Genomic DNA, 23,972 nt, shown 5'->3' on the forward strand with positions numbered 1-23,972 from the left:
AGTCTCTACTTTTTGTTTGCTAACGTATCTTGCATTAATAAACCCGGATCTAGGCGTTCACCCTTCCAGTTAAAACGCCAGTCTAAATGCGGACCAGTTACACGGCCGGTTGCACCAATTTCAGCAACTTTATTACCTTGTTTAACTGTGTCACCCACGTTTACATCTAGCTTACTTAAATGAATGTAAGTAGAGGTAATTCCATGGCCATGATCTAAAATAAGCGTACCGCCTGAATAATATAAATCAGGTTCTGCAAATACAACGGTGCCACCAATGGGTGCATACACCGGAGAACCTGTTTTGTTTGCTATATCTAAGCCAAAATGAGGGCGACGTGGTTCACCATTAAAGTATCGCTGGCTACCATAAACACCAGATATTCTACCTTGCGCTGGTTTTAATACAGGGTCTAAAAAGAAGGTAAGATCTGAATTCACAGCACGCGCTTTTCTTACAGCAACCGCTTCTCTGCTTATACGCTCACTTACAGATTTAGGCGGAGAAACATACTTTTTTGCAACGCCCGTAATTTTGTCAATGTTGTAATCACGTTTAGTAATCACTAATTCCTGAGTATGTTTTTTTCCATTTGCATCAACCCAGCTAAGTGTATGATTTGCTTTTGCGTCGCGACCAAAACCAAATACAAAATCACCATTTTCTGACAGCTTTAACTGTGTATCGTTTAAACTAACAGACTGTACATCACTCAGCTTCCCGGTCACTAAACCGCCTTGAGTAAGGTGCCCTTTTAGTTCAACAGCAAACGAATTTACACTCACTAAAGCGACAACCAACGTAGATAAAAGTGACTTAAGCATAACTGATTGCTCCTTTGCCAACCCCTTCATACGCTGTTATTTTTACATTTTGTTCAGGGTATTTGGCTTTAACTTGCCCAGCAATATAATCAGCAATACATTCAACGGTTGTATCAATAGGTAAAATATCACAGCGTGCTTCACTAATTGCCATTTCAAAATAACCTTGAGCTGATGTGTATGCAAAACAAACATCATCGGCTTTTGCAGTAATATATTTTAAACTTTCCGATGTTATTTGGTCTTCACTTGTTGCTAGGTATATGTCTTCCCACTGAATAGCCCATTCTTTTTGTAAACGAGGCATAGATATACCATCTAGGCTAATACCTATTTGAGAGCGATGACCATGAATTATCCGCTGGCAGTTACCATCGTGCTTTTTAAGACCATGGCTATAATGGTAATAAAAGCTTTGGCTATGTTCTGGTTTTAGTGCTAACTCTATTTTTTCAATATTTGAAGGCAACTTATGCAAAATAGTATCAACTAAAAATGCAGTTACCGACTCTACATTAATTTCATTAGCATCAATCATGCAATAGGCTTGATGTGGTGCACTCATTGCTAAATGGTGGTTGTCACCGAAGGTACAATCAAGTGTTTTATACTCATCAAATTCTGTCACTGACCCATTTATGCTATTAGGAATAGCTAAACGGTGATCTATACATTCATCAATAATGCCTTTAATTTGTTTTTTAACTAATCCAAAGTCCAACACCATCGACTCATCATTTAGTTTACCGTGCAAAGTTAAATCAACAATCCAGCTTTCGCCAACGGCGCCGCGTTTGTTACATAAGTAAGAAAAATCTATCACAGTAAGTGAGTTAACAAAAAGGATCATAAACTTCCTTTAGACTAGTTATAAGACAGCGGTAATTATAATGATTTTTGATTGTAATTGCGCGGTTTTATAAAGCAAAAAGCCAAGCCATTGTTTGATTGATGATTTAATACGCAATATAGTGGATATTTAACTGCTCCGAGTTGTTTAGCGTACAAGTGTACGCTAAAGTACTGGCAATTTCTAAGCGAAGATAATGAGTTATGGAACCTAAAAACAGCTATACAAAAGAAGAACTGATCCTATGTGGTCAAGGTGAAATGTTTGGTGAAGGCAATTGTCGTTTACCTAGCGATAACATGTTAATGATGGACCGCATTACCTCTATAAATGCTGATGGTGGAAGCCACGGTAAAGGCGAAATAATCGCTGAGCTTGATATTGACCCGAGCCTTTGGTTTTTTGATTGCCACTTTAAGGGTGACCCGGTAATGCCTGGATGTTTAGGCCTTGACGCGATGTGGCAGCTTGTCGGTTTTTATCTTGGCTGGTCAGGCGGTCCTGGTCTTGGCCGTGCTTTAGGTGTAGGTGAAGTTAAATTTACAGGCCAAATACTCCCAACATCTAAAAAAGTAACGTACCGCCTTGAAATGAAACGCGTAATTAAACGTAAACTCTTTATGGGCGTTGCAGACGGTACAGTAGAAGTCGATGGTCGCGTAATATACGAAGCAAAAGATTTAAAAGTAGGGTTATTTCAAGACACCACGTCTTTTTAATCTACTTATATACAGTTTTACTTTCAGAAACTGCATACAAAAAGGCCTCCAATATGGAGGCCTTTTTGCTTTAATTTGTTTATAAATTAGGTTTTATACATATTGCGATTTTCTATCGCTTCTCGCCATCCACCTAACCACTCTGATTTTGGATCTATTTGTTGATAAGGGCATAGCTCTTTAGAACGACCTGCTAAACCTGCTTTGAAACCTTGAGAATGAGCTCTTTCTAAACGATCTCTTTTCTGTCTCTTCATCGGTATTATCCTCACCTTTTTTAATTATATATTTTGTAGCATAAGTGAAATCTACAATTAATGAATAGTTAATAAAAATGTAAAGTTCAAATAACAAAAGCAATTAAATTGTTTGACATTAACTAAGCTGCTGATGCAAAAATGAATTAACATTTAAACAATTCACCTGGTCATACCACGCTGATATGTAACCTACTTATCGATTTAAAATCATAACTAACTAATTCGCACAATTTGTGTATTAACCTCAATTATTGACTAATAAAAATAAGTGAAGTTCAAACATAAATTTAATTTCACAAATAGTAGCCATTACATAATCAGAAAAAGTCGGTATTATTTTTAAACAAACGAATTTAATACTTGCACATTAAAAGCCGATCGGTCTAATATAGTTTAATGAACAAAAATACAACAACCGTACGACGTGGCCGTCCACCCAAAATAGCCAGAGATAACGCCGATACTAAAGCGTTACTTATACGCACGGGGTTAGAAACGTTAACTGAGTTTGGCTTTAGTGCTACAGGACTCGATACAATATTAAAAAAAGCCTCGGTACCTAAAGGCTCTTTTTACCATTACTTTAAAAGTAAAGAAGCTTATGGCATTGCTTTAGTCGATGCCTACGACAGTTACTTTATTGCAAAGCTAAGCCATTACCTTGAGCAACAAAATACTCCACCGCTTGAACGAATAGTCAATTTTACTCAAAGTGCCATTAAAGGCATGAGCAAGTACGACTACAAACGCGGTTGCTTAGTTGGCAATTTAAACCAAGAACTAAATCACTTAAGCGATGAATTTAAAGATCGATTAATGAAAAGCTACACCTCTTGGCAAATACAAATTGAAAAATGTTTAAACCAAGCTAAACAGCAAGGCACAATTGCTAAAACGGTTAATACACAATTAATGAGTGAGTACTTTTGGATTGGTTGGGAAGGCGCAGTAATGCGAGCAAAGCTCACTAAATCAAGCACACCGCTTACGTTGTACACTGAAATGTTTTTACGTGCATTATTAACTTAATGCACTTTTATTTACCAATTAAAAGACGATCGGTCTAAAAGGATATATTATGAATAACCCAATTAAAGCCATTGTTATTAATAAAGAAGATAATAATTATAGCGCTTCTTTATCGCAGCTTAACGAAAATGACTTACCTGAAGAGAACACCCAAATAGATGCCCTATACAGCACATTAAACTATAAAGACGGCTTAGCAATTACAGGTAAAGGGCCAGTAGTAAGAAGCTTTCCTATGGTGCCAGGTATAGATTTAGTGGGTACTGTTACAACCTCCACCAGCAATGAATTTAAAAATGGCGATAACGTTATTTTAAACGGTTTTGGTGTTGGCGAAAAACATTGGGGCGGCCTTGCACAAAAAGCAGCGCTAAATAGTGACTGGTTAATTCCTTTACCTGCTGCTATCAGCCCAAAACAAGCAATGCAAATTGGTACTGCGGGTTATACCGCTATGCTCAGCGTTATAGCACTTGAAAAGCAAGGCATTACACCAGACGCAGGTGAAATTTTAGTTACAGGGGCAAATGGCGGCGTTGGTAGCTTTGCTATATATTTACTTAATCAACTTGGTTATCAGGTCACAGCAGCCACAGGTCGAGTTGATCAAAGCGAATATTTAAAAGAACTCGGCGCAACAGAAATAATTAACAGAGATGAGCTTTCAAACCCAGGCAAACCATTACAAAAAGAGCGCTTTGCTGCCGCTATTGATTCTGTTGGCAGCCATACGCTTGCTAATATTTGCGCATCACTCAAATATGGAGGCGTTGTAACCGCATGTGGCCTTGCCCAAGGTATGGACTTACCCGCATCAGTTGCGCCATTTATATTACGTGGTGTATCGTTAATTGGTATTGATAGTGTAATGCGACCAAAAGCGGATAGAGTTGAAGCATGGAATAGATTAGCCACTTTAGTAAAAGCCGACTATTTAGATAAAATTTCAACTGAGATAAGTTTAGAAAATGTAATCGATAACGCTAACTTATTAATGGAAGGCAAAATTAGAGGCCGTGTTGTAGTTAATTGCCAACGTTAAGCTATTTCCCCTATTAAAGCCTCGTTATTAAATTTATAATACAGTTTGTATTTAAATAACGAGGCAACACCTATGAGCAACCAAGAACTTTTCAGTAATAACCCACTGCAAGGCGTAAAATTAGAACAAGTGGTTGAAGAGCTGGTTGAGCAATATGGGTGGGAACTCCTACACGCATACCTGCAGCTTAATTGTTTTAGAAATAATCCAGATATTAAATCCGCAGTAAAATTTTTGCGTAAAACCCAATGGGCTCAAGAAAAAGTAGACAACTTTTACCTTTACCGCCTTAAAAACTTACCTAAGCCAGACGATGTTCAGTACGAGCTTCCTCCTCGTGATAGAGTGATCCCAGAGGATCATAAACCAGGTGAACCCTGTGAGCTAAGTTTTAGTGATGCAAAACGTATCAAAGAAAAGAAAGAAACTAAACAACGTGCCCGTGATCGTAAGCAACGTTCTAATGCAAGCAACCCTTGGGGTAACTAAATTTTAGTTAAATACTTTCACAAAAAGCCAATCTACATTGGCTTTTTTTGTAAGCAAGCGTTGCTTGATTTTTATTGTGAAAAGTACCTAACCGCTGTATTAAATGCACTAATTCTAGCGAGGGGTTATTTATTTTCTACTCGGTTAGCTAATCTATTTAATAACCTCGGCTTTTCCAAAAATCAATTTCTGTTTTTTGTGCTTCTATTTCAACATTAAATGTCTTATCTGCAATTATTTTATTATTAAGCGTTAAGGTCATGCGCCAAGGGCCGAGTTTATTGTGAATGGGTTCCCACAACGTGTCGCCTAAATAAAACTGCCACTCGTTATCCTTTACGTATTCAACACCTTCGAAGGGTGGCATTATCTCACCCTCTTCATTAGGTATATCCGGATGATAAATACAAAAATGTAATTTCTCACCTTTTGCTTTTTTTATATTAATTATTAGCCCAAATTCGACGTCTATTTTAGCTATTACATCGGTAGTAAATTGCTCAATTTGTGGCAGCGCTTTGCTACTACTATCCCATGTTGAATAAATACCATAGCTTTGTAATGTAACAATGGGTTTTGACTTAGCCATATAACACACCTGCCCTTGCTTACTTTTAATTGCATTTGATTATAAAGCGTTGTAAAAACATTTTATACATACCCTTCAATTACATATTCTTCATTTATATTTGCACACTGTTTGCACAATTTCAGAATATTATTTTAATCTCTTAGATAGTGAGATTAAAAAATGCACACGTTAAATTTAAACCTAAGCGCTAATAATTTGGTTAAACAGTTAAACATTATTGCCTGTTTTATTATAACTACCACGTTGATTGCATGTGGTGGTTCTGAGCAGAGCGGCACGCAAACGGAAATAGCAACCGAAAGTCCTACTGGCGACAATAGCAATGTAGAAACAAATGGTTCTACACAAAATGTTTTATGCGATTACTTTTATAGTGAATATAATGATAGTGACTCTGTACAAACTACCAGCTTGGCTGATTGGACATGCACAGGAACAACACGCGATATAATTGCAAATGGGATACCAGACCACGATGTAGGCACCTTTCCCAATCCTGCAAACCCCAACACCATTGCTGAGCAATCAGTGAATGAAAGCCTTACATTAACACCCATACAAACCTCAACAGCCACATTGATGGGCGGTCCTCGCGGTATAACCGGACTTGTATTAAATGGCGTTAAAATTGATGCGGGCACAGGTGGCAGTTGTGATGATTCAGGTGACAATTGCGATTTAGCCAATAACAGCGGAAACTGGAATATAGAAGCTTTAAGCCAAACCACGTTTAGCTTTGGAACAGATAGTAACAATGCGCATGTTCAGCCGGACGGTACCTACCATTACCATGGGATGCCAGAGGGCTTTATAACCATACTAGGCGGCAATGCAACAACAATGACCTTAATAGGTTGGGCGGCCGATGGTTTTCCTATTTATGCACGTTATGGCTATTCAAATTCAACTGATGCAAACTCTAACCTAGTTGTAATGACTGGTAGTTATCAACATGTTACCTCTGTCAGTGCTAATAGACCCTCTACCGACATTTACCCACTAGGTACATTTGCACAAGACTGGGAATATGTTGCAGGCTCTGGAGATCTAGATGAATGTAATGGCCGTTTTGGCGTAACCCCTGAATTCCCTGATGGTATATATCACTATTATGCAACCGACACCTACCCGTTCTTTCAACGGTGTGTAAAAGGAGCGTTGTGAACTATGCGACTTTTAAAATCAATCAAAAGCATCAGCTTAATTAGTTTATTATTTAGTACATCGCAAAATGCACATGCCCATTTAATGGTTGCTCAACATGGCACACTTAACATAGTAAACAACCATGTATTTGTAGTGCTATCTATTCCTGCGTCATCAATAAAAGGAGTAGACGATAACACCGATGGATTAATATCACTCGCTGAGTTTACAAAATACCGTAAACACATTAGTAAACAAGTTAAACAGCACGTGTACATGTCTGATCAGCAATATCGTTTTAATATTGATGGCTTACTATTAAATCCAGAGTTTGCGCATTCGGTTAATAGCAAAATTGTTGATCAAATTACTATTACGGGTAGATACACACCAACGGTACTTGAAGGGATAAAATTTAATATTAATTTATTTAGTCATGACGAAAGTAAGCAAACATATAAAATTACGGCAACCAACAAACAGCAACAACGTGTTCATCAATTTGAGCTAAAACCGTTATCTCCGTTCATTAAATTATTTTAGTTACATTTAAACAAGCTTGGGGTTTTTAGGAAAGTATTGCTCTGCTTGTTGTGCACACAATTCAAACTCGCGGGTATTTTTGTATGGAAGTTTCATAAAGCCCGCAACACCTACATCAGTGATATTTACAGCATATTGCATTAGTTTGTTTAACAGACGTTTAAAATCAGCTTCTTTTGAAGAGTCGAGTAGCCTGTAGTAGTGGTGAATTTTCATTCTATCGGGTAAGGCTTCAAAAATAATACACCCAGTATGGTGTATTTGGTTTAACTCAAATACACATTTAATCACTTTTTTAGGCAACTGTAATTGTTCATCAGGGTCTTTTCCATCTTCAAAATAAGAGTGAGGTCGTGTTATTTCGTTGGCTTTAACGCTCACCACCTCGTAATCAAGCTCTGGTAAGCTGTCAAACTTAAATGCGCCGGTGCCGTCTCGCTCTAATTGAATCGTTTTACGTGCGTCAAACAAACAACATTTAAACAGCCCTTTTTGATTAATAGCTTGCGCTAACATAACAGTATTATTTATTGCATCACTGAAGGCATCGCCTAGTGACTCATCATGCATTATTAACGACGACTCAATAAATAACGATTCATCCTTCCAATGAAAACTAAGCCCGCCTACTGCTGGATATTTTGCAAGTCGGCTTATAGAGGCTAAAAATGCTTTTTCGGTGTCGCCAGTATCAAATAAAAATTCTTTGTAGTATCGGTCTAACTGGGCATCGTTTACATCTAGGAGCTGCTGGTTATGGTCAGCTTGGCGTAAAAACTGTTTGCGCGAGCTATATACAACCGTATCTGGAGCTTCATCACTACCGTACCAAAATGGAATAGCTGCTTTAGGCTGTTTTAAATTTAGCTCTGGCAAGTAAGCTTTAGCCATTGTGGTTATATTGCGCATAAAATAATCGCCAGCAGCATCACGAACTACCTTAGACTTACTGAGCATGCCGTCTATAACTTTAGCAAGTTCTCTAGGTAACCCTAAAGAACTTGCAGGAATCGCCTGCGCCCCAAATCGGCAAGACTGTGCAGACGCTAATGCATATAAAGTAGCAGCAACCCCCTGCTCATCAAACCGTGGAGACGATTGCTCACCCGACATTTGCGCTTCACCTATAAAATACACATCCCCCATTCGCGCATTAGTCGTGCTTAAATCCCCCGACATTAGATCCATAAAATTACTGGCAACAGGCTCACCTTTACTATCTAACTGGGCATACACCGAACTCCCCCAATCAACTAAGGATAAAGCATCTGTTTGTGCATCCCACACCAAGTTTGAAGGCTTTATATCACCATGCACTATGGGCTGTGCGCTTAAACCATTTTTATGGTTACTTAAATCAAGTAACACATTTCGAAGCCTAACGGCTAATGCCATTATTTTTGCCGCGCTAAATCGCCCCTCTTTAAGCGACACTTTTTCAAGGTCTTCTCCCATGGCGCGCGCCATCATTAAAATACCTTGTTTTTTAATACGCTCAAAGGCATAAAATTTAGGCACCAGTGGGTTGTCAATTTGTGACAGCATGTACGCCTCGTCTTCAAGGCGATCACGTACACTTTGGGCAAGTGTAATACGTGAAAACTTAAAAACCCAAGGTAAGCCTTTGTCGTCCTCACCGGCAAATACAAACCCAAAGGCTCCAGAGCCTATCATTTCTACATTTTTATAACCAAGCAGCGTTAATTGTTTAATACAAATGTTAAGCCATTGACGGTGCTTTTTAGCATCGCGGTGCGAGAGCAAATACACAGATTGCTCTTCGTTAATGTAAAAATTGCGAATTTCTTTGGCTTTCAATACAGGCTCGCTAATAGAGTGATGTGCGGTGAATTTTTTAAAACACGCTGATTATTAGTTTTATATAACGATATTACAATAGCGCCAACGTAGTTTTTCAAATTACAAACTTAAGCCCTTATTTAAATAATTAAAACACTAAATGTTGCATCCAATAGATTTACTTAGCCGTATTTAATTCAACTGCACTAAATAGCAAACATAATAAATAGGAACTTTAAGGATGAAAACATTAGCAATTTTAACTGTCGGCACATTATATAGCGGCTATGGTCATGCAAACATAGAAAAGTTAACTGTATATGGCCACCGAGACGGCTTAATAGGCGAAGCCATCAGTGCATCAAGCGGTATTATTGGCCAAGGTGAAATTGACCAACGGCCGATGTTAAGAAGCGCCGAAATGTTAGAGCTAATACCCGGTATGGCGGTAACTCAGCACAGTGGTTCAGGTAAGGCAAACCAATACTTTATTAGAGGGTTTAATTTAGACCATGGCACCGACTTTGCCACCAGCATAGACGGTATGCCCATAAATATGCGAAGCCATGGCCACGGCCAAGGCTATACCGACCTAAACTTTATAATTCCTGAGTCTATTTCCACAATTAATTATAAAAAAGGCTCCTATAGCGCAAGCCAAGGTGACTTTTCATCCGCAGGTAGTGCACAGTTTAAATTGGCTGATAATCTAAAGCATCAACAAATAGAACTCAGCATAGGAGAGGACAACTATAAACGTGCTGTTGTCTTGGGCTCTACTAACTTAACAAAAGGCAAAATTATTGCAGCAGCAGAATGGCAAGGTTACGACGGCCCGTGGGATGACATAAACGAAGACGTAAATAAAAAAAATGCCCTGCTACGCTATGTTGGTAAAGCCTTTAATGGTGACCTATCACTAAGTGCTATGGCATACGACAATACATGGAATTCTGCAGACCAAATTCCACAGCGTGCCGTCTCGCAAAATTTAATAACACAATTAGGATCTCTTGATACCACACTGGGGGGCAACTCTAGCCGTTATAGCCTATCAAGTAATTGGCAAGGAGAACATGTTAAAGCCAGCGCATATGTAATTAATTACGATTTAAACCTGTACTCAAATTTTAGCTATTTTTTAAATGATCCTATTAATGGCGATCAATTTAATCAACAAGATAGCCGCAATATTTATGGCACCAATATAAGCTATCAGTTCGAAACTAAAACATCTGATATAAACATGCAACACACCACAGGGATTGAGATTCGACACGACAACATAGACAACGTAGGGCTTTATAACACGCAAGCAAGAGAGCGACTCAGCACGGTAAGACAAGACGCACTAAAACAAACAAGCTACTCAAGCTTTTGGGAGTCTAAATTTTTATTAACCCCAAAATTAGAGGCCACTGCTGGTGTGAGGTACGACTACTTTGATACAAACGTGACCAGTAATACTGGTGCAAACTCAGGTAAAGCAAACGATGATTTAGTCAGTTTTAAAGGGAGTGTAAATTATCGCTTTACTGATTTACTAGCCGCATATGCTAATTGGGGGCAATCTTTTCATTCAAATGATGCGCGTGGCTCTACAATTAATGTTGACCCAGTTACAGGTGAGCTGGCTGAGCAAGTAGATTTATTGGTAAAAAGTGAAGGTGCTGAAGTAGGTTTGCGTTTTGCCGATGATCGCAACTTTAATTTATCCGCCGCTTTATGGTGGCTAACACTCGACTCAGAATTATTATTTGTAGGTGATGCTGGTAACACAGAACCCAGTGATGCGTCTAAACGCTATGGCTTAGAAATGAGTGCGTATTACTGGGTTAACGACCAATTTAGTATTGATTTAGAAGCCTCGTTTACACATTCGCGCTTAGATATAAATGACAATAATAATTATATAGAAGGCGCTGTACCTGTTGTAGCAAGTGCTGGTTTAAATTGGCACTTAACTGAACAATGGCAATCATCAATTAGAGTCCGTCATATTGGCAAGCGTACATTAACTGACGACGGAGATAAACGATCAAACCCTTTAACGGTTGTTAATAGCTCAGTAAGCTATAAGCAAACCCATTGGAAAGTAGACTTTGAATTACTTAATCTTTTCAACAGTACCGACCACGATATAGACTATTATTACGCATCGCGTTTACCCGGTGAGCCCGCACAAGGCGTTGAAGATAATCACTTTCACCCAATAGAACCTAGAACAACGCGATTAACACTCAGTTTATTGTTCTAGTATTTATTAACGCTATACCGGTACTGTATATAAATACAGTACCGGTATAATTGGGGTCTTATTTGCTACATTACGCCTAACCGGCTTCTCTACTCTTTGATGAACCTAACAGTAAAAATATAACAATTGAAATTACAACAACTTAATTAGTAGTTGCTTTAGGCGCATTTCGCTGCGCGGGATCTGTTTTAAAGCTTTCAATCATTTTATGGGGGTTTTTACATTCAGCCTGTATTTTAGCGGCTTCAGCCCACCATATTAATTGATTAAATGTACGAGAAAAATAGTTAAACCACGATGTCTCGTCATCTTCAGTAGCAGACTCACCAAGTTCGTTAAACACATCCTGTGCCTTTGGAACATGAATCATCGACGATACTGGCAAACACCCAAGTTCTGATAAAAAAGTGCGCATACTAATCGCAGCTCGAACCCCACCCCACTGCCCAGCAGAATAAGAAACAATAGCACTGGGTTTATATGAAAACAGTGAACTACCAAAATGATTGAGTAGATCAGCTAATGCAGGGCTCATCGAGTGATTATATTCTGGACTGATCATTATGTAGCCATCAGCAGATTTAATTTTATCGGCCAAATTGTTAAGTTTAGCCGGTGCGTTTTGCTGTGTATATGCAAAGTGAGGTTTGAATACAGGATCGTTTGGGTAATCTAACGCATCAATTATTTCAAATTCATGTTCACTAAAGTGTGACTGGAAACACAATAAACAAGCTTTACTTACTCTATTTCCAAGACGCACTGGTTTAGGTGGTGAGCTCTCACGCACAGTACCCAAGAACAATAAAAACTTCATAATATAACTCCATGTAAACACTTTGTTTTACATTAAGCCTAGTATCATTCACATGCAAACATATTTATAACGTATTTTTGATGCCGTTATACGTCGCTCTTAATTGCCGTTTCAGCTTATCGCACTTAACTAAACAGGCAAAAATAGGTAAAAAACAGTTTTAAATTAATCTTAGGTGAACAATGAAACACATAATTAAGGCCTCTCTCTTAACACTGGCGCTAAGCGCTAGTTTAAATACACAAGCAGCACAGTTTTCGTTTTCTTCTAAAGTAGACAGCGACGCACACACATTAATTGTGTTTTATAGCCAAGATGGAAAAAACAACCAATTTAAAAATCTCGACAAACAATTCAATGGTCAACTACAACGCATAATTGACGTTGAAAATTTTGAAGGTAAATACGCTAAAACAGCACAGCTTATTGCCCCACTAAACAGTAACTACAAACGTATATTAGTTGTTGGCACAGGCAAACAAAACGAGTTAAACAAAGCTCGCATAGCTAAACTAGGCGGAAACATTCACGCTCAGTTAGTTAAATACAAAGCCGATACCGCCAATGTACTATTTGACGATGTAACGGGTGTAGATGCAAACCATTTACTTGCGGCAAACTTTGCACACGGTGCAAACCTGCGAGATCATCGCTTTGAAAAATACAAACAAACTCCCAACACACAAACAGTGACTTACACGTTTGATGTCGACAGCACAAAAAAAACAACTGCAACGTATAAACAGTTAGAAAGTATTCAAGCAGGTGTATTTTTGTCACGCGACCTTACCTCTGAAGTCGCCACCGAAATGACGCCTGTTGATTTTGCAAATGCCGCAAAAGAACTTGAATCGTTAGGTGTTACCATTACAATTTTAAAACCAGAGCAACTTAAAGAGCTTGGTATGGGCGCACTAGAGGCCGTTGGCCGCGGAAGCGATCAGGGTGCTCGTTTGGTAGTTGCTCATTATAAAGGCTCTAACGACGACCCTATTGCACTGGTAGGTAAAGGAATAACATTCGACTCGGGCGGATATAGCATTAAAACAGGTGCGTCTATCGCACGTATGAAATCGGACATGGCAGGCGCTGCTGCAGTGCTTGGAACAGTTAAAGCAATGGCCATGGCCAAAGCCGACAAAAACGTTGTAGCAGTAATGGGCATGGCGGCAAATATGGTTTCGCAGTTTGCAGTAGCCCCTGGCGATGTTGTTCGCACCGCAGAAGGTTTAAGTGTTGAAATACTCAACACAGACGCCGAAGGCCGTTTAGTTTTAAGTGATGCAATGTGGTATGCACGTAAGAACTTTAACCCTAGCATTATGATTGATGTAGCCACGCTTACCGGTTCTAAAATTCGTGCGGTTGGTAACGAGTATGCGGCCGTGTTCTCAAAAGACGACACACTCGTAAATCAGTTAACACTTGCTGGTAAGCAGGTAAACGAAAACCTATGGCGTTTACCACTAGGTTACAAAGATATGCTTAAATCAGACATAGCCGATATAACAAACGTAGGCTCTGGCGGGCCAGGCGCAACCACTGCAGCAACATTTTTAGAGCATTTTGCAGGGGAAACGCGTTGGGTTCATATTGATATTGCCGGAAATGCATTAGTTAAAAAAGGCAAAGGCGAACTATCACCAGGCGGTACAGGCTATGGTGTACGCTTGTTAAGCGAATGGTTATTAGCTAACTAATTGTATCAAAACGCCAAAAGTCCATGCTTTTGGCGTTTACTCCACTAATTAAATAAAAACCGGCTCGCTGTTACACCAATAACAATACCTATCACTAGTACAGCAACCGTATAAAACACTCCCTTACTCTCATCACTAGGGCTGGCTATGTTAGAAAGCTCTGCACCTGCATCTATTGAAGATTTTGTCTGTGTCGTATCATTGTGTTTAACCAAGCAAGCCTGTTTGGGTTCATCAATAGTTGGGGCTGGACTTTTTATTTCATTATGAATGGGTGTTTCAGTGACTAAGCTCTGAATATCATGGGTGCTAACTTGGTCTGTGTTGCTGGTGTTATTTTGAAATTCTGGTTTGTCATTTAAAGGGGCTTGTATTAACACCTCGTATATGTCGTCATTTTCAAACAGCATAACCACTTGATTTGAGCTAACCTGTTCACCTTCATTTATATTTATCTTAGTGACAACTCCGTTAGCCGTGGCAACAATTTCGAGTACTATCTTGTCCGTTTCCACATCAAGTAATGTGTCATCTTTTTTTACGTGTTGCCCCTCAGTCACATATATTTTTGTAACTAAAGCTGACATTGTTGGTTCGGGTAAATGAGGTATTAAAACATCACTGTTCATCGTTCTTCCTTGCTTAATAAATATAATAAATTTACCACTACAGCCTATCAACCCCTTTGATAGTTAACAATAATTTTTTAATACACACTGACTCAATTAATTATTTATGCTTTAGCCCATTTTTATTTAACTTGGTTTAAGGCGTCACCCTAAATTTAGTTAAACCAATTAGCTGGCCTGATTCAGTCATAACCTTAACTTGCCACTTTCCTACCGCGTTATGTGGAAAATTTACTTTGTGTGTCCAGGCTCTATAACCACTTTTACGACCTCCACTGATATTAAGCGCTATTTTGTCTACCTGCTTTTTATTGTGTGTCCACACATGAAATATCTTTTCGTTTAGCCCTCGTGGTGCTTTAACCGCTGTCCATGTATAAAGCCCTTTTGCATGTAAGGAGCGTACATTTAACGTGTTAATATTTCCTATCGGTTTTTTACTTTGCTCATTTACCTCATGCGCTAATGCAATGCTTGTTAAGTGCAGAGCAGCCGGTGGTACAAAGCTTTTTAATTGCCATACGCCTGCACTCAAACTAAATAAAATAATCGCTAAGATAGGTAAACGCCACCACGGCGCATTAGGCATTAAATTAGTAAGACTAGGTAATGTTAACACCACGGCTATAACTAGCGCAGCAGCTAAACTTTGGCTGGTTGTTAAGCTAAACAAAATAGGCAATGTAACAAGTAAAACTACAAACAAAGCAAAATTGTGAAACACCGTAAATAGCGTTCTATTTTTAGCTAATTTTTTGTAGTAAAACGGGTCAATAACTGATGCGACCGCACACAATATAATCAGCGATGTAAATACTGCTTGAGGGTGATCCCATTGGGTCACAACTAAAAAAAATGGCAGTGCAAAAAACAAACTCTCTTGCTGAATCATTTGTAATGCAAAACGGGTTACATTGGGTGAAACGCTTACACCAAATCGTTCTTCAACTTTATCACGCAGCCAATTATCTACAATTAACCACAACCAGCTTATAAGTAAAACAACAGCAACAACCTGCGCAAACGACTCCTTTCTATCAACAAGCACATAACTTGCAACGCCTGATAAAAACGCTAAAACAGCCAATAACCCCGGGCGTTTTTGCATTGCATTAATAAATTGTGTAATCAAGGATTTTAATTTGTTCATTTGCCTGCTTTATAAGTACCAAATGCACTTTATTATTATGAAGTTAGTTACAACAGCTTAGCCAAACAAAAATGAACAGAGCATAGATACCCTAATAGTATTATTAATATTTAGTAACTAAATAAGAACGCGGGCCTGTTTTTGGTAATTTGTTTATGCGACATAATAAAAAATTATGCAAATAAAAATCTTTAAGCACTCACAAAACAAATAAAGTTTATAAGGACGTTAATAATACTAAATACGCAAGATAAATATAAAGCGTTCTAAATAAGGCCTTTGAGCAATTTAACGGTAAGTGTGTTTAAAAACAAAGACCCAATTAAAAATAAAGTTCGTTATTGGCTTGTTCGACTTCCCTCCTAGCTGAGGCCTTAATGAGTGACAACACCCTTTGCTCTTTCATTCGAGCAAGGTCATTTCCAAGCATCACTTCCGCACCAAAAATCCCTCCTGAAATATTAAGGCCAAAAAAGTGATGGGCAATCTCATCCAAAGTACTATCCCCACCTCAATATGAGCTTCTTCCCCGTGAGCTTTCAATAGCTGATATATCTCTATAGCTCTATCTGGATATGCATGATCATCAATCGATATCCACGCCTCATGAAGCTCTTTAATACTGTATTTAGAAAAATCAATACTCATATTTTATCCTTGAAACATTATCCCTTTGTACTGGGCATAATTGCTATCTAAAAAGTTGAATAACGTAAAAAGTAAACTGTATTCGTCAAACTGATTGCTTGTTAAGTTGCCTTAAGCAGCTGTATAAGCTCATCGTCGTATGGGGACTTTTCTAGCACATTTGAAAGATATCGCTCTGCCTTTTTACCGAAGTCAGGGCTTAAAGTATGCATTAACTCAATTTGCTTTGAAAAAGCTATTCGCCTGCTATCTTGACCTTCAATTCTATTTTTTAGTTCGAAGTTGCCCGCAATATCGCTAGTAGCATCAAAGAAAATGTAAAACAAAAGTTCATCAAATTCAGCCATTGATCTTCTTGCTAACTCTTGCCCACGCTCAACGGTAACCAAATGATATGAGAGTTTATCTACCTCAACATGTGAGTAACCAAGATCACGACTTTTGCCGTATGTTGGTAATTGATCCTGGTTTGCCCCAATTAATTTTCCTAACTCTTCGACTTTGGCTCTAATTTCAGATAATTGGTACATGCTATCCTTTGCAAGTTATCGCCCGCATAGCAGGCTAATAGAGCTTGGCTAAAATTGGTGACGCACGAACCAAGCCAAGCTTTATTAGTCCATGCGTTGATGCGTTTGTTAGGCGAACCTACTACTGCTGAAATTTATTAAGTAAACTTTTCCCGTAATCTACAGCCTTACGCTCAATTTTAGTTAAAGGATCTGAATGACCTTTTCTAGGTGATTGAAATAAAGACTTACCATATTTAATTGCAGATATTTCCATTGCATTAAGTTGTAACTGTTCCAATTTTTCTTCATGCTTTACTGTGCTCATATTCTTCTCCTGAATTATATTGTTAATTGACGTTTCAAACACAGCAGCAAGACACTTTAAAGATTCCGAACCAACACTTTGTCCACTCTCGACTCGTTGAATAGTACGAGCACTTAAGCCTGAATGAAGAGCAAGCTCTTCTTGAGTCCATCCTTTATCTAAACGACGCTGTTGAATACTCATCACTTTTTCTTTTGCTGTTTGATGCCAATTTATGGCAAACTTACAAGAGAATAAACACGACGAAATAGCGACATTTATAGTTTTGTCGACGACAACCAGACATTATGGTCGCCTAACGCCCCAATCAGCCGCGGAGTAATGTGGCCCGTTTTTGCTGTGTTTTTTTGGCAAAAAAAGGGCGACGTTGTGGAGTCGGCTGGATTAGTTTGTTATGTTCTAATGCGAATACTTAGAGGTAACTTTAACACTTCCAATGTACCACTTCTCGTTTCTTTTGGTCATTGTGAAGGTGTGAGCGCGATAGAATAGGCTGTCATCTAAAAAACCACTTTGTTCTACCTCTACTTCAGCAACTTCGAAGCGCTCAGCTTCAGACAACATAGAGATCTCAGTGTCTACGTTATCGACATAGTCCGAGGTAGGATTACTTTCACTAAACTGGATAAAGTGGATCGCAACGTTGATTGGGTGCTTACGGTCCACACTCAATTTATCGTTGAAACGGTTGATTTCGTTACTCGAAACTAACTCAGTAGATTTGTGTCCAGTTAGCAGAAAATACCCCAGAGCAGCAGAACCAGAAAAGCCAATCAGAGCGAATAGAACAACTGCAATTCTTATAGATAATTTGATGGAGACATCCTCACTACGATTGATACATAACGAGCCTGTAGGTTAACTCGTTTTAAAGTTATTTTTATTGATGAATCAACCATAGCCGAGTTCCTATTTTGATTCAATCAGTTATCGCTATTTCACGTAAAATAGAAAAAGAGAATGTACGGTTGTTTTAATGGCTATTTTAGAGGGAGTTACAGGTGCTTGATTGGCATATTTTGGCTTAAAAGGGCTCCCCTTTTTTAATGCAGCCTGTTTTGCAGCTTTTCTATGTTATGAACAAGGCAGTACAGTTGCCATTGCGCATTCACTTTCGTTTGCCCCCGCAAGGTCAGTTTATTCATGCCTTTGTTCACTGTAATATTCCTCCTTTTATTTAAAGGAAAGCAGGCTCTATACAACCTAGTCATTTGCCATTCCTTCAATAAAAAGCTGTCGTCGCCCCATCGGGCTGTCTATTTTGACCTTCATTTTGTCCATGTATCTTAGCTTTTTACGCGATTCATCATTTTTAAACTGAACTTGTCACCCCGTTTTTATCGGTAGCTTTCGCATGCACTGCTGTTGCAGTGGGCATACTTTACAGTCTCTTAAGTAACAGCAGAATCGGGTGTATTGTTGGTTGTGGCTGTTTACATTAACTCCGCTTCGCCACATATCATTACCTGCGGGGCAGCGGCAGGTTTGGGTTGCTTCATCATAGTGGAAGTCGTTTGAGGTAAATAACCAAGGCTTGCCTTTACTGCGTTTTAATCGGCGTTTTTCTTGCTCTGTTTCATAGGTTTCACTCTTTTTTAGCGAAGAATGAGCGCAAGCCAAGCTTTTTGCGTCCTTTATTGACGGCCTTGTTAGAGTTTTACTGCCAGATCTTTATGTATCTTGGCATAAACCTTAGTAAGCCTTTTTATATGAAAGTTTACTTTCTTCCAATCCCAAAAGTTAGGCTTACCAAATTCAGGCAATGTATCTTCCCATTCTTTAGCTTCCTTTTCATTACGTGAATGTAAGCTAAATAAACCAAAATGATCTCCTTCAATAAATACGTTGAAGTTGATAACTCCCCAGCCATCACTGGTATATCTGTATTTAGCGCCATTGCATTTATTAGAGTCAAGTTCGTGTTTTTCAGTAAACACTTGCCCACAAGTATCTAAGTAATGTAGGGACAAATTAATATCTTTATGTAGATCTTTGTTTTTGTTGATTTTATGAGTGACATAATCCTTTAACTCATTTAGAGATGAAAACTTCTTTAGCTCAGAGTCAAAGTCAGAATAAGCTTCATAAACTAAAACATCATATTCAAAGATATGGTCAAAGAAATCATTAATTCTACTTATGCTGATTCCGCTCGTCATTCCCACAGGTATATCCTAAAACCTCTAACTTTTAAATAAGGGGCGCAGGCATGTGGTGCACAATGGCAAAGCCGCCCAGCATGTATGCTTCCCAGCGAACGAAGTGAGTGACTTAATTTTTTTGTTATGTGCTACTTCGTTCTTCAAAAGAGAACCCCTTAAAAACAACCTTGAAGATAGAGCCTGAACGCATTTCAATTGTATGGTTGTAAGCGTCGCCAGTAATATTAATGCGATGATCCAATATATCTCCATGGAAAGTGTCATTTGGGTTAAAACTATTTTCTGAACCTAAGAACTCATAGGCGACAACATCTGAATAGATTAACACTAGTGTTCTATCATGTTGTTGACCAAGTAGCTTTAATGTCACTCTTAAAGAGCATTCAAATGGCCGTGTATTGTTTCTAAGTTCTTCTGTACACAGCGAAGATACCCATGAATCGTGAAGTGATTGAGGGTGATTCAATTCGTAGTGGTCTTCGTTTGATGCAAAAGAAAATAGCTCTGGAGGCATAGACTTCCTGTTTGCCCTAATTGAATCCATATAATCGTCGAAGCTAATATTCATTACACAATACTTTCCTTGGCACATAACTTTTCAATAACGGGCGCAGACATATGGGGCATAATGGCGAAGCCGCCCCGCGTGTATGCGTCCCAGCGAACGAAGTGAGTGCGTTTATTGAGTTGTTATACGCGGTTGCCAAAATGGAATTCGGTAGTCACGTACACAGGTTTTTTATCGGTGTTTGATTGAGATGGCTCATACTCCATTTGCTTTACGGCTTTCAAACCTTGATCGTCCCAAACACCCTCTGGTACTGATTCAACTATCTCTGGATTAAATAGCTTACCATTCGAATCAATTAAGTACCGGACCTTTACATAGCCGTCAGGTCGCTTTGCTATATGTCTTGGGGAAGAGAAGCTAAAAGACTGTGATTTCATTTCCCAATGTTGGTTCAAATTTTCGGCTTGAACTTCAATTGGCTTGGTTGAAAGATTTGGCGTTGCAGAGCAACCGAAAAGAAATGTAGCAACAATAGTTACAATTGTTTTTTTCATAAATATCCTTATTTTTTGAACATTACGTAGCGTATAACAATTTTGTCTACGACATTTGTCGTTTTATTAACCGACAAATGTCCATATATTACAGTGCATTTATCTTAATCATCAAATAAACACCTGTAAACAATTAGTTAACTACGTCTAATTTTTTACAAATAAAAAAAACACCAAAATGGTGGAGATCAGTAATATTGGACAAAACAACAGGCACTGTCTATATATACAGTTATATTTCCTCGAGATTCATATCATGAAATCACTTTTTAATTATGATAACCGAACAGATGTATCTAAAGCGTTATGCTAAAAGTATCATTAAAGCGTATTTATACTGGATAGCTTCATTTATTCGTTTTAACTCTATGAGGCACCCAACAGCGATGGGAGATAATGAGGTCGAACTTTTTTTAAATCATTTAGTCAACCAACACAATGTTGCTCCCAACACTCAAACACAAGCCTTAAATGCGTTGAGCTTTATATTTAAAGAAATGATTAAAAAGCCACTTTCATTATCATTAAGTTTTATTAAGAGCAAACGAGCAACTAAACTACTGGTTGTTTTAACGCAACAAGAAATCAATAATTTTTTTAAAGTGTGCTCTGCGAAGCATTATTTACGCTGTGGATTACTTTATGGCAGTGGTATGCGATTAATGGAAGTACTGCGTTTAAGAGTACACGATATTGACTTTGACTATAACTGCATTCCAATTTGGGATGGCAAAGGAGGAAAAATCGTGTTGTAACGCTTGCCGTAGAACTCATACCGCAATTACGTTCTCAAATACAATTAGTTGATAGTTACCTACAATTAGATCTTAGAAAACCTTTGTATAGCGGTGCGTATATACCGCATTTATTACGAAAAAAATATCCAAACCATAATAAGCAGCTGGGCTGGCAATATTTATTTTCATGTTATAAAACTAGGGCCTGTTGACCTTTCAGGATTAAAATTTGTTCAATCTAGGGTCTATTTAATAGCGGCGAGAGGTTTATAACCTAGTGGGCTAAGTAAAAACTGAGCAACAAATGGTAAATTGCCCCTAGGCAGAACCCTTCGGGCAGCGCATGTTTGGCATTTATTTCACGTTATCGCCTATTTATGGGGAATAACCACACTACATAGGCTCTGCCTTGCCTAAATACCAAACACACTGCTGCAAATTTAACCTCGAAAGATAAACAGGCCCTGAGCCTTGATCCTGAGAATAAGCAATTAAGGCGCCATCATATTGATGAAAAGCAAGTACAACGCGCGGTTAAAAAAGCTGCTTTTGATGCACATATAAGTAAACACGTTGCCCCTCATACTTTACACCACTCATTCGCTACACATTTGCTGCAAAGCGGCGCTGATATACACACAGTACAAACACAACTAGGTCACAGCGATGTGCGGACTACGCAAATAATACCCTCTGTATTGAATTTGTGAGCAATTATAGCAACAGATAAATATCTTAGTAACAAGGCAAAAACTTGGTTATATAGTTTATCTATATTAGAAGTTTTTAACGCAGTTAATGAGTTATTTAGAATGCTAGAATGGCCTACGTTTTAATTCAGCGGGTATCAAACTCATTTACTACAACAAGGTGCTAAAGGGGTTATCAGCCCTTTTTCAAGATTATAAAGGTCCAAACTTAAAACAAAAAAAGCACAACCCAAAAGGCTGTGCTTTTTAATCACCTAACACTCATACGTTTATAAACATTAGTTTACAAACGTATACCGCCGTCTATCTCTACTACACGGCCAGTAAAAAAGTCGTTTTCGATAATATACTGGGCAGTATGAGCTATCTCAGTTGTTTCACCTAAACGTCCTACGGGTGTTACTGCTAGCATGCGTTGTTTGGCTTCTGGCTTCATTACGTCGGTCATAGCGGTGCTAATAACACCCGGTGCAATTGCGCCCACGCGTATACCAAAGCGACCAAGCTCTTTTGCCCATGTGGTGGTGAGTGCCACAACACCCGCTTTTGAAGCAGCGTAGTTTGTTTGGCCTATGTTACCCGCACGCGCTACGCTCGACATGTTTACAATTACCCCGCCTTTACCTGATTCTATCATGTGGCTTGCAGCTTCGCGCCCTGCCAAAAATACGCCAGTGAGGTTTACATCAATCACTGATTGAAATTGATCAAGCGACATTTTTTTAACCACTTTGCCGTCTTTGGCTTTTATAAACATGCCATCGCGTAAAATGCCGGCGTTGTTAATAAGTACACCAATGTAGCCAAAGTCGTTGTTGATGGTATTAAATACGTTTTCTACTTCGCTCTCTGCGGTTACGTTTGCAGCGTAGCCTTTTATAGTGCCAGATACACCTTCAAGCTGTGTTAGCTGCTCGCACGCTGTATTTAATAGATCTTGCGCCATATCAATTAACGCAATGTTAGCGCCCATTAAGGCAAACTTTTGCGCCATTGCAAAACCTAAACCTTGTGCGCCACCGGTAATAACGACGGTATTATTTTTGATTTCCACAATACTTTCCTACTTTGAAAACAATTTAAATATGGCACTAAAATCATCACTGCCTGCACCTTGGTGCTGGAGCATGGTGTACAAGTTTTTTGCCATAGAACCCATAGGGGTTGATGAATTACTTTGCTGTGCGGCTTCCATGGCAAGGCCTAAGTCTTTTGCCATTAAATCGACCATAAAGCCTGGCTTATAATTATTACTAGCCGGTGCTGTTTCCATTACATCAGGACACGGATTATAAAGCTCAAGCGTCCAGTTACGACCAGAACTTGCGGTCATAATGTCGCTAAGTACTTTTGGATCTAACCCATTGTTAATACCCATTTGTATTGCTTCACTTGTGCCTGCCATTAATATGCTAAGCAGCATATTGTTGCATATTTTAGCAACTTGGCCTGCACCAATATCGCCTGCATGGAATATGTTTTTACCCATATCTACCAATACGGTGTGTGCTTTTTTAAATGCTGTTTGTTCACCACCAACAATAAAGGTCAACGTGCCAGCCGCTGCACCTGCAACACCGCCTGATACTGGTGCATCTACAAAGCTAATGCCCTGCTCGCCAAGTGCGCTGCCAACCACACGGGCCGACTCTGCATCTATTGTGGAGCAATCAATCACTAAGGTGTTTTTACTAAGCACATTAATCAAGCCGCTATCGTCGTTATTGCCTAGATAAAGCGATTTAACATGCTTGCCCGCTGGCAACATACTAATAAGTATATCGGCATTGGTTGCGCATGCTTTTGCATTTTCAGCTACGTGTGCACCTTTGCTTGCAAGTTCATTTAAGACCGACTGGTTTAAATCGAATGCCGTAACACTGTGGCCGGCTTTAATTAAGTTAGCCGCCATTGGGCCGCCCATATTTCCTAAACCGATAAAACCAATGTTAAGTTTACTCATCGT

27 protein-coding genes and 2 pseudogenes are annotated in these 23,972 nt (G+C 38.8%); 10 read left to right on the forward strand and 19 right to left on the reverse strand.

The window, feature by feature from the left end; genetic code table 11:
• Positions 1–5 precede the first annotated feature (5 nt).
• Together KZZ04_RS05050 and KZZ04_RS05055 are read right to left on the reverse strand one after the other, a co-directional pair.
• Complete coding sequence (locus KZZ04_RS05050; RefSeq protein WP_219422023.1) at positions 6–824, reverse strand: M23 family metallopeptidase; 819 nt, start codon at positions 822–824, stop codon at positions 6–8.
• The gene (locus tag KZZ04_RS05055) at positions 817–1,674 is read right to left on the reverse strand and encodes a 6-carboxytetrahydropterin synthase (RefSeq protein ID WP_219422024.1); all 858 of its coding nucleotides are present in this window, start codon (positions 1,672–1,674) and stop codon (positions 817–819) included. Before KZZ04_RS05055 ends, KZZ04_RS05050 begins: the two co-directional genes overlap by 8 nt.
• Before the next feature lie 203 nt (positions 1,675–1,877).
• On the opposite strand from KZZ04_RS05055, the gene fabA reads away from it, so the two are divergent.
• Positions 1,878–2,393 (forward strand): bifunctional 3-hydroxydecanoyl-ACP dehydratase/trans-2-decenoyl-ACP isomerase, encoded by a 516-nt coding sequence (gene fabA, locus KZZ04_RS05060; RefSeq protein WP_058403998.1) that lies wholly within the window; start codon positions 1,878–1,880, stop codon positions 2,391–2,393.
• 86 nt (positions 2,394–2,479) lie between these two features.
• Here the strand turns inward: fabA and rmf are convergent, their stop codons facing one another.
• On the reverse strand, positions 2,480–2,650 hold the full coding sequence (gene rmf / locus KZZ04_RS05065; RefSeq protein ID WP_004586522.1) for a ribosome modulation factor: 171 nt from the start codon (positions 2,648–2,650) through the stop codon (positions 2,480–2,482).
• A gap of 399 nt (positions 2,651–3,049) precedes the next feature.
• Here rmf and KZZ04_RS05070 point away from each other — a divergent pair, with 399 nt between their 5' ends.
• The 3 genes from KZZ04_RS05070 to KZZ04_RS05080 all read left to right on the forward strand — a co-directional run bounded on the left by KZZ04_RS05070 (position 3,050) and on the right by KZZ04_RS05080 (position 5,213).
• Positions 3,050–3,682 (forward strand): TetR/AcrR family transcriptional regulator, encoded by a 633-nt coding sequence (locus tag KZZ04_RS05070; protein ID WP_058403997.1) that lies wholly within the window; start codon positions 3,050–3,052, stop codon positions 3,680–3,682.
• 49 nt (positions 3,683–3,731) lie between these two features.
• Complete coding sequence (locus tag KZZ04_RS05075) at positions 3,732–4,724, forward strand: MDR family oxidoreductase (RefSeq protein ID WP_219422025.1); 993 nt, start codon at positions 3,732–3,734, stop codon at positions 4,722–4,724.
• A gap of 72 nt (positions 4,725–4,796) precedes the next feature.
• Positions 4,797–5,213, forward strand: coding sequence for a VF530 family DNA-binding protein (locus KZZ04_RS05080; protein ID WP_219422026.1), 417 nt, complete (start codon positions 4,797–4,799; stop codon positions 5,211–5,213).
• Between the two features lie 157 nt (positions 5,214–5,370).
• On the opposite strand, the gene KZZ04_RS05085 is transcribed toward KZZ04_RS05080, so the two are convergent.
• The gene (locus tag KZZ04_RS05085) at positions 5,371–5,802 is read right to left on the reverse strand and encodes a DUF3859 domain-containing protein (RefSeq protein ID WP_219422027.1); all 432 of its coding nucleotides are present in this window, start codon (positions 5,800–5,802) and stop codon (positions 5,371–5,373) included.
• Between the two features lie 162 nt (positions 5,803–5,964).
• Between KZZ04_RS05085 and KZZ04_RS05090 the strand changes: the two genes are divergently transcribed.
• Both KZZ04_RS05090 and KZZ04_RS05095 read left to right on the forward strand, forming a co-directional pair.
• Complete coding sequence (locus KZZ04_RS05090; protein ID WP_219422028.1) at positions 5,965–6,969, forward strand: YHYH protein; 1,005 nt, start codon at positions 5,965–5,967, stop codon at positions 6,967–6,969.
• 3 nt (positions 6,970–6,972) lie between these two features.
• Positions 6,973–7,494: a hypothetical protein gene (locus KZZ04_RS05095; protein ID WP_219422029.1), complete on the forward strand. Its 522-nt coding sequence runs from the start codon at positions 6,973–6,975 to the stop codon at positions 7,492–7,494.
• A gap of 6 nt (positions 7,495–7,500) precedes the next feature.
• Here the strand turns inward: KZZ04_RS05095 and KZZ04_RS05100 are convergent, their stop codons facing one another.
• Positions 7,501–9,312 (reverse strand): phosphotransferase, encoded by a 1,812-nt coding sequence (locus KZZ04_RS05100; protein WP_219422030.1) that lies wholly within the window; start codon positions 9,310–9,312, stop codon positions 7,501–7,503.
• Positions 9,313–9,535: 223 nt separating this feature from the next.
• On the opposite strand from KZZ04_RS05100, the gene KZZ04_RS05105 reads away from it, so the two are divergent.
• The gene (locus KZZ04_RS05105) at positions 9,536–11,551 is read left to right on the forward strand and encodes a TonB-dependent receptor (RefSeq protein ID WP_219422031.1); all 2,016 of its coding nucleotides are present in this window, start codon (positions 9,536–9,538) and stop codon (positions 11,549–11,551) included.
• A 142-nt stretch (positions 11,552–11,693) separates the two neighbouring features.
• Here KZZ04_RS05105 and KZZ04_RS05110 read toward each other — a convergent pair whose 3' ends face one another.
• Positions 11,694–12,368 carry an NADPH-dependent FMN reductase gene (locus tag KZZ04_RS05110; protein WP_219422032.1) on the reverse strand — a complete coding sequence of 225 codons (675 nt, stop codon included), beginning with the start codon at positions 12,366–12,368 and terminating at the stop codon, positions 11,694–11,696.
• A 182-nt stretch (positions 12,369–12,550) separates the two neighbouring features.
• Between KZZ04_RS05110 and KZZ04_RS05115 the strand changes: the two genes are divergently transcribed.
• Positions 12,551–14,068 carry a leucyl aminopeptidase gene (locus KZZ04_RS05115; RefSeq protein WP_219422033.1) on the forward strand — a complete coding sequence of 506 codons (1,518 nt, stop codon included), beginning with the start codon at positions 12,551–12,553 and terminating at the stop codon, positions 14,066–14,068.
• A gap of 44 nt (positions 14,069–14,112) precedes the next feature.
• Here the strand turns inward: KZZ04_RS05115 and KZZ04_RS05120 are convergent, their stop codons facing one another.
• From KZZ04_RS05120 to KZZ04_RS05165, 11 genes are all read right to left on the reverse strand, one after another.
• Positions 14,113–14,697, reverse strand: coding sequence for a lipoyl domain-containing protein (locus KZZ04_RS05120; protein ID WP_219422034.1), 585 nt, complete (start codon positions 14,695–14,697; stop codon positions 14,113–14,115).
• 136 nt (positions 14,698–14,833) lie between these two features.
• Positions 14,834–15,847 (reverse strand): DUF5924 family protein, encoded by a 1,014-nt coding sequence (locus tag KZZ04_RS05125; RefSeq protein WP_219422035.1) that lies wholly within the window; start codon positions 15,845–15,847, stop codon positions 14,834–14,836.
• Positions 15,848–16,169: 322 nt separating this feature from the next.
• Complete coding sequence (locus tag KZZ04_RS05130) at positions 16,170–16,343, reverse strand: hypothetical protein (protein WP_219422036.1); 174 nt, start codon at positions 16,341–16,343, stop codon at positions 16,170–16,172.
• Between the two features lie 253 nt (positions 16,344–16,596).
• A complete protein-coding gene (locus KZZ04_RS05135; RefSeq protein ID WP_138527700.1) occupies positions 16,597–17,025 on the reverse strand; it encodes an Imm63 family immunity protein in 429 nt (142 codons plus the stop codon).
• A 121-nt stretch (positions 17,026–17,146) separates the two neighbouring features.
• Positions 17,147–17,515: a helix-turn-helix domain-containing protein gene (locus tag KZZ04_RS05140; RefSeq protein WP_219422037.1), complete on the reverse strand. Its 369-nt coding sequence runs from the start codon at positions 17,513–17,515 to the stop codon at positions 17,147–17,149.
• A gap of 216 nt (positions 17,516–17,731) precedes the next feature.
• Positions 17,732–17,998: a hypothetical protein gene (locus tag KZZ04_RS05145; protein ID WP_138527704.1), complete on the reverse strand. Its 267-nt coding sequence runs from the start codon at positions 17,996–17,998 to the stop codon at positions 17,732–17,734.
• 377 nt (positions 17,999–18,375) lie between these two features.
• Positions 18,376–18,543, reverse strand: coding sequence for a transposase (locus KZZ04_RS21405; RefSeq protein ID WP_349303968.1), 168 nt, complete (start codon positions 18,541–18,543; stop codon positions 18,376–18,378).
• Positions 18,544–18,658: 115 nt separating this feature from the next.
• Positions 18,659–18,952 carry a transposase gene (locus KZZ04_RS21180; protein ID WP_257903548.1) on the reverse strand — a complete coding sequence of 98 codons (294 nt, stop codon included), beginning with the start codon at positions 18,950–18,952 and terminating at the stop codon, positions 18,659–18,661.
• Between the two features lie 29 nt (positions 18,953–18,981).
• Positions 18,982–19,497 (reverse strand): hypothetical protein, encoded by a 516-nt coding sequence (locus tag KZZ04_RS05155; protein ID WP_219422038.1) that lies wholly within the window; start codon positions 19,495–19,497, stop codon positions 18,982–18,984.
• A 118-nt stretch (positions 19,498–19,615) separates the two neighbouring features.
• Positions 19,616–20,008: a hypothetical protein gene (locus KZZ04_RS05160; protein ID WP_257903549.1), complete on the reverse strand. Its 393-nt coding sequence runs from the start codon at positions 20,006–20,008 to the stop codon at positions 19,616–19,618.
• Positions 20,009–20,184: 176 nt separating this feature from the next.
• Entirely contained in the window at positions 20,185–20,559 is a 375-nt protein-coding gene (locus tag KZZ04_RS05165; RefSeq protein ID WP_219422040.1) for a TonB family protein, read from the reverse strand.
• Between the two features lie 275 nt (positions 20,560–20,834).
• Here KZZ04_RS05165 and KZZ04_RS05170 point away from each other — a divergent pair.
• Both KZZ04_RS05170 and KZZ04_RS05175 read left to right on the forward strand, forming a co-directional pair.
• A pseudogene (locus tag KZZ04_RS05170) lies at positions 20,835–21,493 on the forward strand (integron integrase); the annotation flags it as partial.
• A gap of 267 nt (positions 21,494–21,760) precedes the next feature.
• Positions 21,761–22,006: pseudogene (locus KZZ04_RS05175) on the forward strand (tyrosine-type recombinase/integrase); the annotation flags it as partial.
• Between the two features lie 283 nt (positions 22,007–22,289).
• On the opposite strand, the gene KZZ04_RS05180 reads toward KZZ04_RS05175, so the two are convergent.
• Positions 22,290–23,060 carry an SDR family oxidoreductase gene (locus tag KZZ04_RS05180; RefSeq protein ID WP_138527712.1) on the reverse strand — a complete coding sequence of 257 codons (771 nt, stop codon included), beginning with the start codon at positions 23,058–23,060 and terminating at the stop codon, positions 22,290–22,292.
• Positions 23,061–23,069: 9 nt separating this feature from the next.
• A complete protein-coding gene (mmsB, locus tag KZZ04_RS05185; protein ID WP_219422041.1) occupies positions 23,070–23,969 on the reverse strand; it encodes a 3-hydroxyisobutyrate dehydrogenase in 900 nt (299 codons plus the stop codon).
• Between the last annotated feature and the right edge of the window lie 3 nt (positions 23,970–23,972).

Origin of the sequence: Pseudoalteromonas sp. CR1 (genome assembly GCF_019392235.1) — a bacterium.
Lineage (GTDB): Bacteria > Pseudomonadota > Gammaproteobacteria > Enterobacterales > Alteromonadaceae > Pseudoalteromonas.

What these genes read in the sequence shown, in the direction of transcription:
- KZZ04_RS05055 (WP_219422024.1), bottom strand. Translation starts at nt 1,674, where the DNA reads ATGATCCTTTTTGTTAACTCACTTACTGTGATAGATTTTTCTTACTTA.
- KZZ04_RS05105 (WP_219422031.1), top strand. Translation starts at nt 9,536, where the DNA reads ATGAAAACATTAGCAATTTTAACTGTCGGCACATTATATAGCGGCTAT.
- KZZ04_RS05075 (WP_219422025.1), top strand. Translation starts at nt 3,732, where the DNA reads ATGAATAACCCAATTAAAGCCATTGTTATTAATAAAGAAGATAATAAT.
- KZZ04_RS05125 (WP_219422035.1), bottom strand. Translation starts at nt 15,847, where the DNA reads ATGAACAAATTAAAATCCTTGATTACACAATTTATTAATGCAATGCAA.
- KZZ04_RS05095 (WP_219422029.1), top strand. Translation starts at nt 6,973, where the DNA reads ATGCGACTTTTAAAATCAATCAAAAGCATCAGCTTAATTAGTTTATTA.
- KZZ04_RS05140 (WP_219422037.1), bottom strand. Translation starts at nt 17,515, where the DNA reads ATGAGTATTCAACAGCGTCGTTTAGATAAAGGATGGACTCAAGAAGAG.
- KZZ04_RS05090 (WP_219422028.1), top strand. Translation starts at nt 5,965, where the DNA reads ATGCACACGTTAAATTTAAACCTAAGCGCTAATAATTTGGTTAAACAG.
- KZZ04_RS05135 (WP_138527700.1), bottom strand. Translation starts at nt 17,025, where the DNA reads ATGTACCAATTATCTGAAATTAGAGCCAAAGTCGAAGAGTTAGGAAAA.
- KZZ04_RS21405 (WP_349303968.1), bottom strand. Translation starts at nt 18,543, where the DNA reads ATGACTAGGTTGTATAGAGCCTGCTTTCCTTTAAATAAAAGGAGGAAT.
- rmf (WP_004586522.1), bottom strand. Translation starts at nt 2,650, where the DNA reads ATGAAGAGACAGAAAAGAGATCGTTTAGAAAGAGCTCATTCTCAAGGT.
- KZZ04_RS05115 (WP_219422033.1), top strand. Translation starts at nt 12,551, where the DNA reads ATGAAACACATAATTAAGGCCTCTCTCTTAACACTGGCGCTAAGCGCT.
- KZZ04_RS05160 (WP_257903549.1), bottom strand. Translation starts at nt 20,008, where the DNA reads ATGCCTCCAGAGCTATTTTCTTTTGCATCAAACGAAGACCACTACGAA.
- KZZ04_RS05120 (WP_219422034.1), bottom strand. Translation starts at nt 14,697, where the DNA reads ATGAACAGTGATGTTTTAATACCTCATTTACCCGAACCAACAATGTCA.
- KZZ04_RS05085 (WP_219422027.1), bottom strand. Translation starts at nt 5,802, where the DNA reads ATGGCTAAGTCAAAACCCATTGTTACATTACAAAGCTATGGTATTTAT.
- mmsB (WP_219422041.1), bottom strand. Translation starts at nt 23,969, where the DNA reads ATGAGTAAACTTAACATTGGTTTTATCGGTTTAGGAAATATGGGCGGC.
- KZZ04_RS05070 (WP_058403997.1), top strand. Translation starts at nt 3,050, where the DNA reads ATGAACAAAAATACAACAACCGTACGACGTGGCCGTCCACCCAAAATA.
- KZZ04_RS05080 (WP_219422026.1), top strand. Translation starts at nt 4,797, where the DNA reads ATGAGCAACCAAGAACTTTTCAGTAATAACCCACTGCAAGGCGTAAAA.
- KZZ04_RS05110 (WP_219422032.1), bottom strand. Translation starts at nt 12,368, where the DNA reads ATGAAGTTTTTATTGTTCTTGGGTACTGTGCGTGAGAGCTCACCACCT.
- fabA (WP_058403998.1), top strand. Translation starts at nt 1,878, where the DNA reads ATGGAACCTAAAAACAGCTATACAAAAGAAGAACTGATCCTATGTGGT.
- KZZ04_RS05050 (WP_219422023.1), bottom strand. Translation starts at nt 824, where the DNA reads ATGCTTAAGTCACTTTTATCTACGTTGGTTGTCGCTTTAGTGAGTGTA.
- KZZ04_RS05165 (WP_219422040.1), bottom strand. Translation starts at nt 20,559, where the DNA reads ATGAAAAAAACAATTGTAACTATTGTTGCTACATTTCTTTTCGGTTGC.